This window comes from Massilia sp. (assembly GCF_032106685.1).
Lineage (GTDB): Bacteria > Pseudomonadota > Gammaproteobacteria > Burkholderiales > Burkholderiaceae_D > Telluria.
This window is the reverse complement of the sequence record NZ_DAMCPG010000041.1, coordinates 36,491-52,132: the sequence shown is the minus strand read 5'-3', so window position 1 is coordinate 52,132 and position 15,642 is coordinate 36,491. Positions and strand designations below refer to the sequence as shown.

General features: G+C 65.9%; 14 protein-coding genes. 6 read left to right on the top strand and 8 right to left on the bottom strand.

The window, feature by feature from the left end:
• The 4 genes from RT688_RS19220 to RT688_RS19205 form a co-directional block, all read left to right on the top strand.
• Nucleotides 1-392: efflux RND transporter permease subunit (locus RT688_RS19220; RefSeq protein WP_313706456.1), on the top strand; the 392-nt coding region annotated here is incomplete at its 5' end.
• 3 nt (nt 393-395) lie between these two features.
• Nucleotides 396-1,829 carry an efflux transporter outer membrane subunit gene (locus RT688_RS19215; RefSeq protein WP_313706455.1) on the top strand — a complete coding sequence of 478 codons (1,434 nt, stop codon included), beginning with the start codon at nt 396-398 and terminating at the stop codon, nt 1,827-1,829.
• Between the two features lie 13 nt (nt 1,830-1,842).
• Entirely contained in the window at nt 1,843-3,093 is a 1,251-nt protein-coding gene (locus RT688_RS19210) for an MFS transporter (protein WP_313706454.1), read from the top strand.
• A gap of 78 nt (nt 3,094-3,171) precedes the next feature.
• Complete coding sequence (locus tag RT688_RS19205; RefSeq protein ID WP_313706453.1) at nt 3,172-4,242, top strand: AI-2E family transporter; 1,071 nt, start codon at nt 3,172-3,174, stop codon at nt 4,240-4,242.
• A 449-nt stretch (nt 4,243-4,691) separates the two neighbouring features.
• On the opposite strand, the gene guaA is transcribed toward RT688_RS19205, so the two are convergent.
• A complete protein-coding gene (guaA, locus tag RT688_RS19200; protein ID WP_313706452.1) occupies nt 4,692-6,302 on the bottom strand; it encodes a glutamine-hydrolyzing GMP synthase in 1,611 nt (536 codons plus the stop codon).
• Nucleotides 6,303-6,459: 157 nt separating this feature from the next.
• Nucleotides 6,460-7,920 carry an IMP dehydrogenase gene (guaB, locus tag RT688_RS19195; RefSeq protein ID WP_313706451.1) on the bottom strand — a complete coding sequence of 487 codons (1,461 nt, stop codon included), beginning with the start codon at nt 7,918-7,920 and terminating at the stop codon, nt 6,460-6,462.
• Nucleotides 7,921-8,073: 153 nt separating this feature from the next.
• On the opposite strand from guaB, the gene RT688_RS19190 reads away from it, so the two are divergent.
• The gene (locus tag RT688_RS19190) at nt 8,074-8,640 is read left to right on the top strand and encodes a DUF4124 domain-containing protein (RefSeq protein WP_313706450.1); all 567 of its coding nucleotides are present in this window, start codon (nt 8,074-8,076) and stop codon (nt 8,638-8,640) included.
• Between the two features lie 52 nt (nt 8,641-8,692).
• Here RT688_RS19190 and RT688_RS19185 read toward each other — a convergent pair whose 3' ends face one another.
• The 4 genes from RT688_RS19185 to RT688_RS19170 all read right to left on the bottom strand — a co-directional run bounded on the left by RT688_RS19185 (nt 8,693) and on the right by RT688_RS19170 (nt 12,279).
• Nucleotides 8,693-9,886, bottom strand: coding sequence for a GGDEF domain-containing protein (locus tag RT688_RS19185; RefSeq protein WP_313706449.1), 1,194 nt, complete (start codon nt 9,884-9,886; stop codon nt 8,693-8,695).
• A gap of 157 nt (nt 9,887-10,043) precedes the next feature.
• Nucleotides 10,044-11,261 carry a GGDEF domain-containing protein gene (locus RT688_RS19180; protein ID WP_313706448.1) on the bottom strand — a complete coding sequence of 406 codons (1,218 nt, stop codon included), beginning with the start codon at nt 11,259-11,261 and terminating at the stop codon, nt 10,044-10,046.
• Between the two features lie 276 nt (nt 11,262-11,537).
• Nucleotides 11,538-11,855, bottom strand: a complete 318-nt coding sequence (locus RT688_RS19175) for an RnfH family protein (protein WP_313706447.1) — start codon at nt 11,853-11,855, stop codon at nt 11,538-11,540.
• A complete protein-coding gene (locus tag RT688_RS19170; protein WP_313706446.1) occupies nt 11,848-12,279 on the bottom strand; it encodes a type II toxin-antitoxin system RatA family toxin in 432 nt (143 codons plus the stop codon). The genes RT688_RS19175 and RT688_RS19170 overlap by 8 nt, the downstream gene beginning before the upstream one ends.
• A 107-nt stretch (nt 12,280-12,386) precedes the next feature.
• Here RT688_RS19170 and smpB point away from each other — a divergent pair, with 107 nt between their 5' ends.
• Nucleotides 12,387-12,836, top strand: a complete 450-nt coding sequence (smpB, locus tag RT688_RS19165; protein WP_313706445.1) for an SsrA-binding protein SmpB — start codon at nt 12,387-12,389, stop codon at nt 12,834-12,836.
• Nucleotides 12,837-12,999: 163 nt separating this feature from the next.
• Here smpB and RT688_RS19160 read toward each other — a convergent pair whose 3' ends face one another.
• Together RT688_RS19160 and RT688_RS19155 are read right to left on the bottom strand one after the other, a co-directional pair.
• Nucleotides 13,000-14,166: a multidrug effflux MFS transporter gene (locus RT688_RS19160; protein WP_313706444.1), complete on the bottom strand. Its 1,167-nt coding sequence runs from the start codon at nt 14,164-14,166 to the stop codon at nt 13,000-13,002.
• Nucleotides 14,167-14,260: 94 nt separating this feature from the next.
• Nucleotides 14,261-15,424, bottom strand: a complete 1,164-nt coding sequence (locus RT688_RS19155; RefSeq protein WP_313706443.1) for a GGDEF domain-containing protein — start codon at nt 15,422-15,424, stop codon at nt 14,261-14,263.
• Between the last annotated feature and the right edge of the window lie 218 nt (nt 15,425-15,642).

Genomic DNA, 15,642 nt, shown 5'->3' with positions numbered 1-15,642 from the left:
TCTTCAAGGTCGGCATGATCACCGTGATCGGGCTGTCGGCGAAGAACGCGATCCTGATCGTGGAATTCGCCAAACAGCTGCTCGAAGAAGGCAAGGGCCTGGTGGAGTCGGCAATCATGGCCTCGCGCCTGCGCTTGCGTCCGATCCTGATGACTTCCCTCGCCTTCGGCCTGGGCGTGCTGCCGCTGATTTTCGCGTCAGGTGCGAGTGCCGAAACGCAGGCCGCCATCGGTATCGGCGTCTTCGGCGGCATGTTCACCGCCACCGTTCTGGCGATCTTCTTCGTACCCGTGTTCTTCGTCTTCGTCCTTGGCTTGCAAGGCCGGCTCGCCGCCTGGCTTGCACGCCGCCGTTCCAGCAATACTGATGCCATCCCGGCGTCGAAAGGTTGATCCATGCGACTGTCGATTCTTCCCCTTGTACTTGCGCTGTCGGCATGTTCGTTCACACCGGTGCTGGAAAAACCCGATGCGCCTGTTCCCGTCAGCTATCCGTCGGTAGTGGCGCAGCAAGAACAGGCGTCGGCCGCCGAGATCGGCTGGGTTGCCATGTTCGGTGATCCGCGCCTGCAGCAGCTCATCGATCTGGCCTTGAAAAACAACCGGGACCTTCGCCTTGCCACTTTGAATGTCGAGGCCGTGCAGGCGGAGTACCGCATCGGGCGCGCTGCCCGTCTTCCAAGCGTCGAAGCCGGACTGGGTGGCGCCCGCGAGCGGGCGCTTGACCCCACCTCCGGGCAAGGCCCAAGCACCCAAAACCGGGTGGACGTACAGCTCGGCGTGACTGCTTTCGAGCTGGACCTGTGGGGGCGCGTGCGCTCCATGTCGGAAGCGGCCTTCGCCCGCTATCTTGCAAGCGACGAAGGCCGCCGTGCGGCACGGATTTCGCTGATTGCCTCGGTCGCAGACGCCTACATCGCGCAGCGGCTGGCTACCGAACAGCTCGAGCTGGCCCGGCAAACCTTGCGCAGCTGGACCGAGCAGCTCGACCTTGCGCAGCAGCTCTACCGCGCACGGCAAAGCAGCCGGCTGGACCTGGCGCAGGTACGCAGCCAGGTGTCCCGTGCCCAGGCGGACGCCGAGGCGCGCGCCCGGGATCTGCAGCGCTCGCACAACGCCTTGTTCCAACTGGTCGGCGCGGCATCGCCCCCAAGCTCCCTGCCCAAGCCGCTTCCCCTGCAGCGACAGCCGGTCCTGACGCGCCTGCCCGCGGGCTTGCCGTCGACCCTGCTACTCTATCGCCCGGATATCCGCCAAGCCGAACAAAACCTGAAGGCGGCGAACGCGGACATCGGCGCGGCCCGCGCGGCGTTCCTGCCGCGTATTTCCCTGACCGCGACGGCAGGCTTTGCCAGCCCCTCTATGCGTGGGCTGTTCGGCAGCGAGCACCGCGTCTGGTCCTTTGCGCCGCAGATCACCCAGCCGCTGTTCGACGGCGGCCGGCTGCGTGCGGAGCTGCGGCTGTCCGAGCTGCGCAAGTCGAGCGCGATCGCCGAGTACGAACGTGCCATCCAGGTCGCGTTCCGCGAAGTGGCGGATGGACTCGCCGGCACCGCCACCTATGCGCGCCAGATTGCGGCGCAGGAGGAGATTGTCGCGGAAGAGACCAAGCGCGCCGAGCTCTCCGAGCAACGCTATCGCGCCGGTATCGATGGCCGACTCGAACTGCTGGATGCGCAGCGCCAGCTGTACGCTGCCCGCCAGGAACTCCTCGACCTGCGCCGCGACGAATTTGGCAACGCCATCGCACTGTACAAGGCATTGGGCGGCGGCCAGTTCCGAGATGAGGCCCGGGAACAGGGAGCGTCGACGCTGCCCGGAATGCCTTGACCGGGAGCTTGCCGTGACAGTCGACACAAGCGCCAAGTGGCAACCGCGGTTCTGGGCCGTCTTCGGGGGGCAGACGCTGTCCCTGGTCGGATCCGCGCTGACGCAGTTCGTCCTGTTGTGGTGGATCGCCGATACGACCGGAAGCGTCTCGGCACTGGCCACGGCAGGCATGGCCGCGATGCTGCCTCAAGCCCTGCTTGGGCCTCTGGGCGGCGCCCTTGCCGACCGCTATAGCCGCCGCATGCTGATGATCGTCGCGGACCTGGTCAGCGCGACATGCATGCTGGTGCTGATCTGGCTGTTTGTCAGCGGACAGATCGCCTTATGGCACGCGTACGGCATGATGGCGGTGCGCAGCGCGATGCAGGCGCTGCAAGCTCCTGCAGCGAGCGCCAGCGTGTCCATGCTGGTGCCCTCTTCTTTCCTTACCCGCGCGGCTGGGCTGAACCAGGCGATGCAAAGCATGACCCTGATCGTGGCTGCTCCCCTCGGCGCTTTCGCGATCAGCGTCATGCCGATCGGATGGGCGCTTGGCATCGACGTCGCTACGGCCTTGCTCGGTATCGTTCCCTTGCTGATCTGGGCCATTCCGCAGCCACGGCGCGCAGACATCCAGGGCGCCGGCAAGACGACGCTATGGCGCGACCTGCGTGACGGCGTCCACCTCGTATGGTCGGAGCCCGGACTTCGACGACTGTACTGCCTGATCGGCCTGGTGGTGATGATCATCATGCCGGCGTTCACGGTGGTGCCCCTGTTGGTCAAGCAGCATTTCCACGGAGGGGCGACGCAGGTCGGCCTGATGGAAGGTTTGTCAGGCGCCGGGATGCTCTTTGGAGGCGTGCTCGTTGCGGCGATGGTCCCGGTGCGGCACATTCAGTGGATCCTCCTGGGCTTTGCCGCCTCCTGCCTCTCGATCGCCCTGACGGCGCTCGCTCCCACCAAGCTGTTTGGAATTGGCGTGGCCTGGTGGGTGATCGGAGGCATTACCTATGTCTTCGGCAGCGCCCCGCTGACGGCACTGTTACAGAGCATCGTCCCCCACCACCTGCAGGGGCGTGTGCTCGCGCTGCTCAATTCGGTCATGGGACTGGCGGCACCGGTCGGACTGGCTTTCACGGGTCCGCTCGGTGAAGCGCTTGGTATTCGGGCGCTGTTCGTCGGCATGGGAGTACTCGGCGCACTTGCCTGCCTGGCGGGATTCATGTCCGCTTCCTTGCTGCACCTGTCGGCAGACAAGTCGATCGGAAAGAGCGCACTCTGACGTAGCCGGCACGCCATGTCTGGGACAAGGCGCAGGCCTCTCCTGGCATCCCACCCTGCTGACCCATCGAGACAAACAATGAAGCATCTCACGCTTTCTCAACACTTCTTTCTACTGTTGCTGGGCCTCGTCACGCTGGCATTCGGGTGGATCCTGCTGCCCTTCTCCGGCGCGATCTTCTGGGGCGCCGTACTAGCAATCGTCTTTGCGCCGCTGCACGGCCGCCTCGCGGTTGCGCTCGGTGACCGGCGCAATCTTGCCGCTTTCATATCCTTATTAATGATCATCGTTGCGGTGATCCTGCCGGTAGCTGTCATCGGATCCTCACTGCTCGACCAGGCAGCGAGCGTGATCTCGCGCGTGAACGTCGCGGAAATCGACTTTGCCGGGAAATTCGACCAGCTTCTTGGACGGCTTCCGGCGTGGGCCATTTCCTGGCTCGAGCTGCACGAGGCCGAAATCACGGCCACCCTCGACGAGCAGTTCAAGGCAGGGATCGCGCAGCTGAGCGACATGGCGGCCAGCTACGCCGTCAACATCGGGCGCCATGCCTTCGATTTCATGGTCAGCATGGGTGTGATGCTGTATCTGCTGTTTTTCCTGTTCCGCGACGGCCATACGATCGCCGCGCGCATCCAGGCCGCCGTGCCCCTGAGCGCAGACTACAAGCACCTCTTGTTCGCAAAGTTCGTCACCGTGATTCGCGCAACGGTCAAGGGCAATGTGCTGGTGGCGCTGGCACAGGGCGCCCTCGGCGGATTGATCTTCTGGTTCCTCGTCGTTCCCGGCCCCGTCTTGTGGGGCGTCGTGATGGCCTTCCTGTCGCTCCTGCCGGCTGTCGGTGCAGCCATTATCTGGGGGCCGGTTGCGGCTTACTTCCTGTTTACCGGCGCCGTCTGGCAGGGCGCCCTGTTGGGGACGTACGGCGTGCTCGTCATCGGCCTGGTCGACAACCTGTTGAGGCCGGTCCTGGTCGGAAAGGACACCAAGCTGCCGGATTATCTGGTCCTGCTGTCGACAATCGGCGGAATGGCCCTGCTCGGCTTGAATGGTTTCGTGATCGGCCCGGTGATTGCAGCGATGTTTGTCGCAGGGTGGGGCCTGTTTGCCAACTCTGTCGAATTCCGCGACCGCGTAGCGAGGGCCTAGCAAAGCCGGCGCGACAAGACCGAATGTTGCATCAAGGGCAAGCGCGGCTCGCCGAACGATCCAGCATCGCGGGGCCTCGCCGTCGTAGCGCTTTTCTGGCAGGCGGGTAGCGTCCCGCGGCCAGCGCAGCCTTCGCCTTCCTCAGGAGCTCCCGAGCCTCGCTGAGCTTGATCCCGCCGGGTGAATCGCGACGGCTTTTTACTTTGAGATTGGAGACTTGGCACACCCGATACCATGACTGGTAGCGCGCGGCAACTGGTATGGGACGCTCCAGCTGCAAGGGCCCGAGTCAGCACCATGTTTGAATACCAGTGAACATCTATCGCCTACGACCATTTTTGCTTACGCTCGAACTGGTCCGACGGACGTAAAAAAGCCGTTGACCATTCGACCGAATGATCAACGGCTCTTCAGCTTTCAATTCAAAATCAGTTATTTAGAGGGGCCGTTCACTCCCACTCAATCGTCGCCGGCGGTTTCCCCGAAATGTCATACACAACCCGGTTCAACCCACGCACCTCATTGATGATGCGATTCGACACCTTGCCCAGCAGCGAGTGCGGCAGGTGCGCCCACTGCGCCGTCATGAAGTCCAGGGTCTGCACGGCGCGCAGCGCGACCACGTACTCGTAGGTGCGGCCGTCGCCCATCACGCCCACCGATTTCACCGGCAGGAACACGGCGAAGGCCTGGCTGGTGGCTTCGTACCAGTTCACCGGCGCCTTGCCCGGATCGATGCCGGCCACCGCCGGCAGTTCGAACGGGGTGTTGCGCAGTTCTTCGATGAAGATGGCGTCGGCTTCGCGCAGCAGGTCGGCGTATTCCTTCTTCACTTCGCCGAGGATGCGCACGCCCAGGCCCGGGCCCGGGAACGGGTGACGGTAGACCATGTTGTGCGGCAGGCCCAGGGCCACGCCGAGTTTGCGCACTTCGTCCTTGAACAGTTCGCGCAGCGGTTCCAGCAGTTGCAGGTTCAGGGTTTCCGGCAGGCCGCCCACGTTGTGGTGGCTCTTGATGGTCTGGCCCTTCTTGCCCTTGCCGGCCGATTCGATCACGTCCGGGTAGATCGTGCCCTGCGCCAGCCATTTCGCGTTGGTCAGCTTGCCGGCTTCCTGCTGGAAGACTTCGACGAATTCGCGGCCGATGATCTTGCGTTTCTGTTCGGGGTCGGTCACGCCGGCCAGGTGGCCGAGGAACTGGTCTTCGGCGTCGATGCGGATCACTTTCACGCCGAGGTTCTTCGAGAACATGTCCATGACCATCTTGCCCTCGTCCTTGCGCAGCAGGCCGTGGTCGACGAAGACGCAGGTCAGCTGGTCGCCGATGGCGCGGTGGATCAGGGCCGCGGCCACGCTGGAGTCGACGCCGCCGGAGAGGCCGAGGATGACCTCGTCGGTGCCGACCTGCTGGCGGATCTTCTCGACGGCTTCGCCGATGTAGTCCGGCATGTTCCAGTCGCTCTTGCAGCCGCAGATCTCGTGCACGAAGCGGCCGATGATGGCTTCGCCCTGGGTCGTGTGGGTCACTTCCGGGTGGAACTGCAGCGCGTAGAAGCGGCGCTCCTCGTCGGCCATGGCGGCCACCGGGCAGGAGTCCGTCGAACCCATCAGCTTGAAGCCTTCCGGCATTTCCAGGACCTTGTCGCCGTGGCTCATCCAGACCTTCAGCATGCCGTGGCCTTCATCGGTGACGAAGTCGTTGATGCCGTTCAGCAGTTTCGTGTGGCCGCGGGCGCGCACTTCGGCGTAGCCGAATTCGCGCACCTTGCCGTTCTCGACCTTGCCGCCGAGCTGGGCGGCCATGGTCTGCATGCCGTAGCAGATGCCCAGCACCGGGACGCCGAGTTCGAACACGGCTTGCGGGGCGCGCGGCGAGTCGCCTTCCAGGGTCGAATTGTGGCTGCCGGACAGGATGACGCCCGAGGCGCCATAGTTGCGCACGAACTCGTCGCCGATGTCGTAGGGGAAGACTTCGGAGAACACGCCGGCGTCGCGGACGCGGCGGGCGATCAGTTGGGTGACCTGGGAACCGAAGTCGAGGATGAGGATTTTGCTGTGCATTGAGGCCAAATAGTAAGAAGTAATCCGGGCGGGTGGTTACCTGCAGCGTCGCGGTCGATCATCTCGTGAGACCGCGTGGGCACAGGTGCCCACCCTACAAAAGCGGCGCCGCGCTACGCGGCGGCAAATACCAAAAGCGGCCGTTCCCGGCCGCTTCTCATTCCGAACGGTAGTTCGGCGCTTCCTTGGTGATCTGGACGTCGTGGACGTGCGACTCGCGCATGCCCGCGGAGGTGATCTCGACGAATTCCGCCTTTTCGCGCAGTTCGTCGATCGTCGCGCAGCCGCAGTAGCCCATCGACTGGCGTACGCCGCCGACCAGTTGGTAGATGATCGCCAGCACGCTGCCCTTGTAGGCGACGCGGCCTTCGATACCTTCCGGCACGAACTTGTCGGCCTTGGCGGTGACGTCCTGGAAGTAGCGGTCGGCCGAACCTTCGGCCATCGCGCCCAGGGAGCCCATGCCGCGGTAGGACTTGTAGCTGCGGCCCTGGTAGAGGATGACTTCGCCCGGCGCTTCCTCGGTGCCGGCGAACATCGAACCCATCATGACGGTCGATGCGCCCGCGGCCAGTGCTTTCGAGATGTCGCCCGAGAAGCGGATGCCGCCGTCGGCGATGCAAGGCACGCCGGTGCCGGCCAGGGCTTCGGCCACGTTCGAGATCGCGGTGATCTGCGGCACGCCGACGCCGGCGACGATACGGGTGGTGCAGATCGAGCCCGGGCCGATGCCGACCTTGACCGCGTCCGCGCCGGCTTCGACCAGCGCCTTGGCTGCGGCGGCGGTGGCGATGTTGCCGCCGATGACGTCAACGTGCGGATAGGTGGTCTTGATCCATTTCACGCGGTCGAGGATGCCCTGCGAGTGACCGTGGGCAGTGTCGACCACCAGCACGTCCACGCCGGCCTTGACCAGCAGTTCCACGCGTTCCTTGTCCTTGTCGCCCACGCCGACGGCCGCGCCGACGATCAGCTTGCCCTGCGCGTCCTTCGATGCGAACGGGTGCTCGTGCGACTTCAGGATGTCCTTCACTGTGATCAGGCCGCGCAGTTCGAAGGCTTCGTTGACCACCAACACGCGCTCGAGGCGGTGCTTGTTCATCAGGCGCTTGGCTTCCTCGGTGTCGGCTTCCTCGTTGACGTACACGAGTTTCTCGCGCGGGGTCATCTTGGTGCGGGTTTCCGCGTCCAGGTCTTGCTCGAAACGCAGGTCGCGGTTGGTGATGATGCCGACCACCTGCTTGCCCTCGACCACCGGGAAGCCGGAGAAGCCGTGCTGGTGCTGCAGGGCGATCACGTCGCGGATCTTCATCGTCGGCGGGACGGTGATCGGGTCGCGCAGGACGCCGGCCTCGAAACGCTTCACACGGGCCACTTCGCGGGCCTGGTCGGCCGGGCGGAGATTCTTGTGGACAATGCCGATGCCGCCTTCCTGGGCCATCGCGATCGCCAGGCGCGCTTCGGTGACGGTATCCATCGCCGCGGACAGCAGCGGGATATTCAGCGAGATATTCCGGGTCAGCTTGGTGCGGAGGGAAGTGTCGGCCGGAAGAACATTGGAGTAGGCCGGGACGAGCAGCACATCATCGAACGTGAGTGCTTTTTGGAGTAGACGCATAGCATTTTCCTATAGGCGCAAAAGCGAATTATACAGAAACCTGTGGTTTGCGTCGCACGATGCCGAAAAAATGCTCCCGTCCGCGCCGGCCGCGATTGACACTGCCGGGGAATCATGGCGAAATCTCGAATAGTTACGTAAGGAAATATTTTGATGACGCCTACCCAGCCCTTCCCCGCCGTGCGCCGCGCCTTCGGCCGCGCGCTTGGACTCGTCCTGCTGCTTGGCGCCGGCCTGGCCCAGGCGCAATTCGTCTGGGTCGCGCCGAACGGGACGCGTCATTATTCCGACCAGCCGCCGCCGCCGGGCACGCCGCCGTCGCGCATCCTGAAGGCGCCGGGGCTACCGGCCGTGTCGCTGCAACTGGCGTCAGCGCCCGCCGCCAAGGCGGCGCCGGAGACATCGGCCGCGGCGCCGGCAGCCGTGCCGGTCCAGCCTGCCGAGAAGCCGAAAGGCCCGCCGACGCTGGCCGAACGCGAGGCCGACTTCCGCAAGCGCCAGAAGGAAGGCCAGGAAGCGCAGGCGAAACAGGAGGAAGAAGCGCGCGCCGGGGCGGCCAGGGCCGAGCATTGCGTCGAGGTGCGCAAGGCCAAGCTGATGTTCGACTCGGGCATCCGCGTGGCCGAGGTCGGCCTGGATGGCCAGAAACGCTACCTCAGCGACGCCGAGCGCGCCCAGCGTAGCGCCCGCGCGAATGCCATGGCGGCCGAGTGCCGCTGATCCAGCCCGCCGCCCTCGCCTCCCGCGGCGCCGTTACCGGCGCCCGCCAGCCTCAGGCCTCGCCGACCGCGTCCTGCGCGCGCGCCAGCGGCGCCGGCGCTTGCGCGCACATCACCCGGTTGCGTCCCGCCGTCTTGGCCGCATACAGCGCGGTGTCGGCGCGCGTCATCAGGCCGGCGAAGGTTTCGCCCGGCTCGAGCAGCGCGGCGCCGATACTGACGGTATAGGGAACGCGGATCGGCGGCGACGCCAGCTGCAGCGAGCGGTCCAGCGCGCCGCGCAGGCGTTCGGCGACGGCCAGCGCCGTGTCGCGGTCGGCGTCCGGCAGCAGCACGGCGAATTCCTCGCCGCCGAGGCGGGCGCAATAGTCGATCTTGCGGATCACCTCCTGGGCCTGGCGCACCAGGTCGCGCAGCACCTGGTCGCCCACGCCGTGGCCATGCGTGTCGTTGATGCGCTTGAAGTGGTCGACGTCGACCAGCAGCAAGGCCAGCGCGCCGCCGCGCCGTGCGGCGCGCGCGTGCTCGCGTTCGGCGAGCGCAAAGAAGGCGCGGCGCGAGGGAGCGCCGGTCAGGTAGTCGTGGTCGGCCGCGTAGGCCGTCTCCGCGATGACCCTGGCATTCGCCATCATCACGGCGCCCAGCGTCAGGCCGGGCAGCGCCAGCGTGCCCAGGGCGAAGAACACCAGGTTCTGGGTCGACGGATCGAGGAAATTCAGCGGCACCTCGGCCTGCAGGGCATAGGCGGTTCCGCGCACCAGGTGGCCGAAGGCCAGGGCAAAGGCCACCACTTTCGTGAACACATGGGAATAGCGCAGGCGGGCGTCGACACCCAGGGAAATGCTCCAGCCGATCGTGAAGCAGACGGCGCCGTGGTAGATCGACATCGAGACCGTGCGCAACGGGACCGAATCGACGCCGTAGTGGAAGGTAACCAGCGCCGCCAGCGCCAGGGCGCCGCCGACGACCATCGCGCGCACCGGCACCGCCAGCCCGAGATGGCGCCGAAAGCCCGCCAGCATCAGGCTGATCGCCACCAGGAGCATCGCATTGCCGACCTCGATCGACAGGAAGTCGGGCACGATGCCGCGCGTGGCGGCCAGCAGCAGCGCCAGCACCGCGAGCCCGTTGGCCTGCCTCCACTCGCGCACGCCCGCGATCCCGCTGCCCGCCAGCGAGGTCAGCACGAACAGCATGACGACCGACAGGCCTGTGGTAACGAGCAGTAGACTTAGGGCATTAAACATGGGAGCAACGGAAAAACGAAAGCGTGCTTGCACCGCTTTCTTGACGGCTGGGCGCATGCCCGGGGGCTGTGCCTCACGAGGAGCGCACCGAGCGCCCCATGCCGGAACGGCTGCTAAAACCAGCAATCTTAACGCAAATCAACAAAGTTGCCAGCAATTACTTCCTGTCTATAAGCACTTCGCTACGCCGCGTTTCGGCCTCCGGCGCCGTCCCCGTGCCCGCCTCGGGTGAAGCGGCTGCGCCTGTCACGGAAGGCGCGTAGCGCACGGTATTGCGTCCGGCCGACTTGGCGGCATACAGGGCGGCGTCGGCGCGCGCCGCCAGGGCGTCGAACGTCTCGCCCGGCTCCAGCATGGCCACGCCGATGCTGACCGTGTAGGCCACCGGCGCCGCCGAAGGCGCGCGCTGCAGCGAGCGGTCGAGCGCCGTGCGCAGGCGTTCGGCCACCGTGCGCGCGGTGGCCGGACCCGTCTCCGGCAGCAGCACGGCGAACTCCTCCCCGCCCAGGCGCGCGCAGTAGTCGATCTTGCGGATCACTTCCTGCGCCTGCCGCACCAGTTCGCGCAGCACCTCGTCGCCCACGGCATGGCCGTGGGCATCGTTGATGCGCTTGAAATGGTCGACGTCGACCAGCAGCAGCGCCAGGCCCTCGCCGTGGCGCTGGGCGCGCGCATGGGCGCGTTCGGCGAAGGCGTGGAAGGCGCGGCGCGACGGCGCGCCGGTCAGGTGGTCGTGGTCGGCGGCGTAGGCGGTTTCCGAAATCATGCGCGCGTTGGCCATCATCACCGCACCCAGCGTCAGGGCCGGCAGCGCCATGGTGCCGAAGGCGAAGAAGACCAGGTTGTAGAGCCCCGGGTCGAGGAAGGTCAGCGGCGAATAGCTCTCGGCGGCGTAGAACAAGGCGCGCGAGATGTGGATGATGCCGAGCACCAGGGCCGCGATCCGGGTGAACACGAACGGATAGCGCAGCCGGCGGTCGGCCGTGGCCGGCACGCTGGCCGCGATCGCCAGGCAGACGCAGGCGTAGAAGCTGGAGACGGCCACCGCGCGCAGCGGCAGCGAATCCCAGCCGTAATGAAAGACGCCGACCAGCAGCAGCGTCGCGGCGCCGCCCGCGAGCAGGCGCCGGCGCGGCACCGGCTTGCCGAAATAGCGGCGAAAGCCGGTGTACATCAAGCCGATCGTGGCGAGGTAGAGGGCGTTGGCGGCTTCGATGGAAAGCAGGTCGGGCAGCACGCCGCGCGAGGCGAACAGCAGCAGGCCGAGGATCGCCAGCGCGTTGGCCTGGCCCCATTCGCGCACGCCGTCGACCTTGCTGCCGGCGAGCGAGGACAGCACCAGCAACATGACCACCGAGAACGCGGTGGTAACCAACAGGAGACTTAGTGCACTGAGCATCGGGAACGGAAACGGGATACGCGCGAAAGCAAGCCGCCCCTGGTGCGATGCCGCCCACGGTCGCGGGCAGGCGGCGCAACGATGCCGACGCCAGAGGAAGCCCATCATGATAACAAGAAATAACCTACAAGTTACTACTTGGTTGCGGCGTTGCAACTACATGTTTGCCGGATGCGGTAACGAACATTCCCGGCATTCGCTGGCGGCGCCAAGCCGTAGGGTGGGCACGCCGTGCCCACCCTACGTGCCGGATCAGGCCGGGCGCTGCGCCGCGCCTTCCTTCTTCGCCGCGCGCTTGCGGCGCGATTCCTTGGGATCGGCGATCAGGGGCCGGTAGATCTCGATGCGGTCGCGTTCGCGCAGCACGGTCTCGAGGGTCTTTTTCTTGGCGTAGAGACCGACCGGCTGGGTCACCAGGTTAATGTCGGGGAACTCGACCAGCACCCCGCTCCGCTCGATGGCCTGGCCGATGGTCGTGCCCGGCTCCACGCGCATCGTGCGCAGGAACTCGCGCTGCGGCGTCGCGTAGCAGACGACAACCTGGAACATGTCGGCCTGCGCTTCAACCATAGACCGCCTCGGCGCGCTTGCAGAAGGAATCGACCATGCTGTTGGCGATCATGCCGAACACCGGGCCGACCAGTTGCGCCAGCAGCACGCTGGAGAACTCGTAATGCAGGTCGAAGTCGATCTTGCAGGCGTCGGCGCGCAGGGCCTTGAAGTTCCAGGTGCCCTCCAGCATCTTGAAGGGACCGTCGACAAGGTGCATCTTCATCTGCGTCGGACGCTGGTTGTGGTTGGCGGTGGTGAAGCTCTGCTTCACGCCGTGGAAGTTGATGGCCAGGCTCGCGACCAGTTTGTCCTCGGTACGCTCGATGAGCTTGACGCCGCCGCACCACGGGAGGAACTTCGGATAATCTTCCACCTTCGCGACCAGATCGAACATCTGCTCGGCGCTATAGCCTAAGAAAACTGATTTGTGCACTACTGCCATTGGTCAACCGTTTGTTATGATGTTGGATAAGTTGCATTTCGCTCGCGTTTTACATTTTGCAAGCGCGACAGCAGTAGTTTAACCGACCCGCGAATTTTCGCTATTTCATGAGCATTGTTGACAATAAGAAAGCATTTTTCGATTACTTCATCGAGGACCGCTACGAGGCCGGCATCGTGCTGGAAGGTTGGGAAGTCAAGGCGATCCGCGAAGGCCGGGTCCAGATCAAGGAAGCCTATGTCGTCGTGCGCGGCAACGAGCTGTTCCTGTTCGGCGCCCACATCAGCGCCCTGACCACCGCCTCCGCCTTCAGCCACCCGGAAGCGCTGCGCACCCGCAAGCTGATGCTGCACCGCGCCGAGATCGACAAGCTGGTCGGCAAGGTCGAGCGCTCGGGCTATACGCTCGTGCCGCTGAACCTGCACTTCAAGGGCGGCCGCGTGAAGTGCGAGATCGGCCTGGCCAAGGGCAAGAAACAGCACGACAAGCGCGCCACCGAGAAGGACCGCGACGCCAAGCGCGAGGTCGATGCGGCGATGAAGCAGCACAAGCGTTGATCGGTCGGTCGATTGCAAGACCGATCGTCGCGGTGAATCCGATTCGACCGATCGACGCGTGGACGGGGAACCCGTCCACCCTACGGGCATGATCTGACGTGCAGGGTGGACGGGCCTCCCGTCCACGCGTTCAAGCGGCCCTGGATCGGCCGCGAGAACCCCATCACGCCAGCCGGCTCCCCCGCCACGCCAGGAAACTGAGCACCAGCCCCACCCCCACTCCGCACGCCAGCAGGAAGGCGCTCTCGAACAGCAGCGGGGCCACCAGGCCCGACACCAGCGCGAACGACATCATCTGGATGAAGCCGAGCATCGAGGACGCCAGGCCGCGGTTGTCCGGGAACAGCGCCAGCGCCGTCATCTGGATCGCCGGCATCGCCACCGCCAGGCCGAAGGTATAGATCCCGAGCGGAATCACGGCCCAGGGCACGGCCGCCGGGAACACGGCGTTGTAGCCGATGTTGAGCACGGCCGCGAGCGCCATGATGCCGAAGCCGATCCATTTCAGCCTGGCGGGGTCGATCTTCGCCGCGCGCTTGCCGCCCCAGGCCGAACCCAGCACCATGCCGCCGATCAGCGGAATGAACATCCAGGCGAAGGCCGTTTCCGGCAGGCCCAGGATCACCATCACGAAATTCGCCGCCGAGCCGATGTACAGCGACAGGCCGCCGAAGGCCAGGCCCACCGACAGAGCGAGCAGCAGGAATTGCGGATGGCGCAGCACCTTGCCGTAGTTGCGCGCGATGGTGCCGGGATGGAAAGGCTGGCGCTTGTCGACCGGCAGGCTCTCGGGCAGCAGCTTCAGGCAGAGCAGGATCAGGGCGGCGCCGAACAGGGCCAGGAACACGAAGGTCGCGCGCCAGCCGAAGTGCACGTGCAGCCAGCCGCCGAGGATGGGGGCGATGGCCGGCGCCAGGCCGAACACCATCATGATGTTCGACATCATTTTCTGCGCTTCGGCGCCCTTCAACCGGTCCTGCACGATGGCCTGGCCGATCACCGAGCCGGCGCCTGCCGACAGCCCCTGCAGCGCGCGGCAGGCCAGCAGCACGCCGAAGGTCGGCGCCAGCGCGGCGCCGATCGAGCCGACGGTATAGAGCGCGAGCGCACCCAGGATCACGCGGCGCCGTCCGAAGGAATCGGAGAGCGTGCCGTAGAACAGCATCATGAAGGCGAAGGTGAACAGGAAGACGGATAGCGTCTGCTGGACGGCGACCGGGCCGACGCCGAACTCGCGCCCGATGGCGGGCATGGAAGGCAAATAGGTGTCGATCGCGAGCGCCCCGACCATGCCGAGGCAGGCCAGGATGACGGTCAGTGTGCGGTACATCGGGTAGGCTTTCTGGAAACGTGGTGCGCCGCCGGGAGCGGCGCGGTCCGCGATTGTACAGATATTTGCGCCGACGCAAGGCCCGGCGCCGGATTCAGGCGCTCGAACGCTGCGGCGCGGGCGCGGCCGCCACGATCCTGCCGCGCACCCCATTGCGCCCGCCGCGCTTGACGGCGTACAGCTCGTCGTCGGCGCCGCCGAGCAGGGCCTCGAAGCCGGCCGGCGGATGCTGGTGCCGCGCGGGCGCGCACGCCACGCCAAAACTCGCCGTCGCGCACACCCGCGCGCCGCCCGGGAGCGGACAGGTGGCCCTGGCGAAGGCTTCGCGGATGCGCTCGGCCAGCGCCTGCGCGCCCGCGAGTTCGGTCTGCGGCAGGACCACCAGGAACTCCTCGCCGCCATAGCGGATGACGCTGTCGACGGTCTCGCGCGTCATCGTGCGCAGCAAAGCGGCGAATGCGCACAGCACCCGGTCGCCGGCGGCGTGGCCGTGGGTATCGTTGATGCGCTTGAAATGGTCGATGTCGCACAGGATCACCGACAAGGCGCTGCCGTAGCGGCGGGCGCGGGCCAGCTCCTTGTCGAGCAGGCCATCCTGGAGGACGCGCCGGTTGAGGCAGCCGGTCAGGGGATCGCGGTCGGCCAGCTCCTGCAGCAGCATGGTGGAGCGGAACTGCTCGCGCTGCGCAAGCTGCAGGCGCCGCGCGGCGATATAACCCAAACCGTTTCCGAGGCCCAGCAGCAGGAGCAGCGACACCAGGTCTTCCGGCGTCAGGGCGCCCTCGACCAGCAGCATCGCGGCAAAGGCCAGGCTGGCGCCGCAGCCGATCGCGACCGCATACACGAAGCGGTTCGGAAAGACGATATAGACCGCCATCAGGATCAGCGCCAGCGACATCAGGTTCCAGGTCATGGCGGCCGGCTGATGCCAGCACACGACCAGGAACACGGCCAGGCCCACGACCAGCACGCAGCAGGTCGCGCGCACCGATAGCGGCACCGAATCGGGGTAAAGGGCAAGCGCGGCGCAGGCGCACAGCGCGCCCAGCGCCACCGCGACGCGCAGGCCGACCAGGACCCAGGCGGTGAAGGTCGGGCCGAGCGTCGCGATGTCGGTGACGCCGAACGCGACGAAGAAAGCCGCCGAGAACAGCATGCTGGCCTTCAGTTGCGCGTTACGCTCCGGCAGCACATGCTGGAGAAAACGCGCTTCGAGTGCAGGGTCCGCGAACTCGGCGCGCCGGCGGTCGATGGACAAGCCTGGTCTGGACAAGTGGGTGGGCGACACAGGAACTCTCGGCATTGGACTTGGTCGAACGGCCGCGCCGCGGCAGCCGCAGCACCCGCGCGTGACCGGCAATACGGCACGGCTTGCCGGAGCACGACCGACAAGCCGGCTACGCAGGGATCGAAAGCTTTCGGACGACGCGGTTGCGGCACCGCTCGAAGCCCCTACTCCTCGCAGGGTCATGCGGC

Excerpts from the sequence above, each read along its gene's own strand:
- RT688_RS19215 (WP_313706455.1), top strand. The coding sequence starts at position 396 with ATGCGACTGTCGATTCTTCCCCTTGTACTTGCGCTGTCGGCATGTTCG.
- RT688_RS19205 (WP_313706453.1), top strand. The coding sequence starts at position 3,172 with ATGAAGCATCTCACGCTTTCTCAACACTTCTTTCTACTGTTGCTGGGC.
- guaA (WP_313706452.1), bottom strand. The coding sequence starts at position 6,302 with ATGCACAGCAAAATCCTCATCCTCGACTTCGGTTCCCAGGTCACCCAA.
- guaB (WP_313706451.1), bottom strand. The coding sequence starts at position 7,920 with ATGCGTCTACTCCAAAAAGCACTCACGTTCGATGATGTGCTGCTCGTC.
- RT688_RS19190 (WP_313706450.1), top strand. The coding sequence starts at position 8,074 with ATGACGCCTACCCAGCCCTTCCCCGCCGTGCGCCGCGCCTTCGGCCGC.
- RT688_RS19185 (WP_313706449.1), bottom strand. The coding sequence starts at position 9,886 with ATGTTTAATGCCCTAAGTCTACTGCTCGTTACCACAGGCCTGTCGGTC.
- RT688_RS19175 (WP_313706447.1), bottom strand. The coding sequence starts at position 11,855 with ATGGTTGAAGCGCAGGCCGACATGTTCCAGGTTGTCGTCTGCTACGCG.
- RT688_RS19170 (WP_313706446.1), bottom strand. The coding sequence starts at position 12,279 with ATGGCAGTAGTGCACAAATCAGTTTTCTTAGGCTATAGCGCCGAGCAG.
- smpB (WP_313706445.1), top strand. The coding sequence starts at position 12,387 with ATGAGCATTGTTGACAATAAGAAAGCATTTTTCGATTACTTCATCGAG.
- RT688_RS19160 (WP_313706444.1), bottom strand. The coding sequence starts at position 14,166 with ATGTACCGCACACTGACCGTCATCCTGGCCTGCCTCGGCATGGTCGGG.